The organism is Pseudomonas sp. NY11955, assembly GCF_048068035.1.
GTDB lineage: Bacteria > Pseudomonadota > Gammaproteobacteria > Pseudomonadales > Pseudomonadaceae > Aquipseudomonas.
In genome coordinates, this window is sequence record NZ_JBLUPS010000042.1 from 1 (window position 1) to 1308 (window position 1308).

The window sequence follows — 1308 nt, forward strand, 5'->3', positions numbered from 1 at the left end:
TTGGTTCTTCGCGGAGTCTGGGGGAAGAGCGAGTTGACAGTCAGGGAAGCAGGTAAATTGGCAGTCGCCAAACACACCCTTCACCTGTCCCTGCTGTCGCCGTGCATCCTATTGATCTTGCCGCTTTCTGGCCAGGCTACGACGCCGTTACCTGTCGCCCATCTACCGATAACACCCTCCTCATTGAGCTTGAACCTCAAGCCGGCTCTCTTCCTAAGTGCGGGCGTTGTGGCCAGTTCAGCCCGTTGATTCACGATCGCCGGATTCGTCTGGTGCGTGATCGTGATCTGTTCGATCAGCGCGTCCTGCTTCAACTACCAGTGCGCCGAGTCGATTGCCTGAGTTGTGGGCGGGTGACCGAGCGGATCGACTGGTTGGAGCCAGCATCTCGGCTGACCCAGCGGTTACGGATATGGCTCGAAAGCTTGCTGCGGCTGCTGCCGATCAGCCACGTCAGCCAGCTCACCGGCCTGCATTGGCACACCCTCAAAACGCTCGATAAACGACGCCTTCAAGCCGAGGTAGGCAACTTCGATTCAACCGGTGTCCGCCGCCTGGTGATGGACGAGTTCGCCCTGCACAAAGGGCATCGCTATGCCACGGTCATCATGGATGCCGAGCGAACGCGGGTATTGTGGGTCGGCCACGGCAACAGCCGCGAGGCGGTCCGCCCGTTCTTTGAATTGCTCGGCAAGCACTGCCAGCAGATAGAGGCGGTGGCCATGGACATGAACACGGCTTTTGATTTGGAGGTGAAGAAGCATTGCCCGCAAGCCGAAGTGGTGTACGACCTGTTTCACGTCGTCGCGCGCTACGGTCGGGATGTGATCGACCGTATCCGGGTTGACCAGGCCAACCTCCTGCGCGAAGACAAGCCGGCACGAAAGGCGGTCAAGCAAAGCCGCTGGCTGCTGCTGCGCAATCGCAACAACCTGAAGGACGGACAAGCCGTGCAGCTTCAAGAACTACTCGCGGCCAACCAGCCGCTGGCTACGGTCTATGTCCTCAAGGATGCGCTGAAGGATGTCTGGTTCGCCCCCAGCGTACGAGAGGGCTGGCGCCGCTGGCGAACCTGGTTGCGGCACGCCCGGGACAGCGGCCTCGCGCCGCTACAGCGCTTCGCTCGCAACCTGCGCAAATACGCCCGAGGCATCCTCGCCAGTGCCAACTTCCATATGCATACCAGCGTCCTTGAGGGCGTCAACAACCGCATCAAGGTGATCAAGCGTATGGCCTATGGTTTTCGGGACTCGGAATACTTTTTCCTGAAAATCAAGGCTGCCTTCCCCGGGAAAGCGCGATGAACCT

Annotated in this window: 1 protein-coding gene; it reads left to right on the plus strand. The window is 59.8% G+C overall.

What is annotated here, in order from left to right:
• Positions 1 to 101 precede the first annotated feature (101 nt).
• Complete coding sequence (locus tag ACNFBR_RS29185; RefSeq protein WP_003464938.1) at positions 102 to 1304, plus strand: ISL3 family transposase; 1203 nt, start codon at positions 102 to 104, stop codon at positions 1302 to 1304.
• The last annotated feature ends 4 nt before the right edge of the window (positions 1305 to 1308 follow it).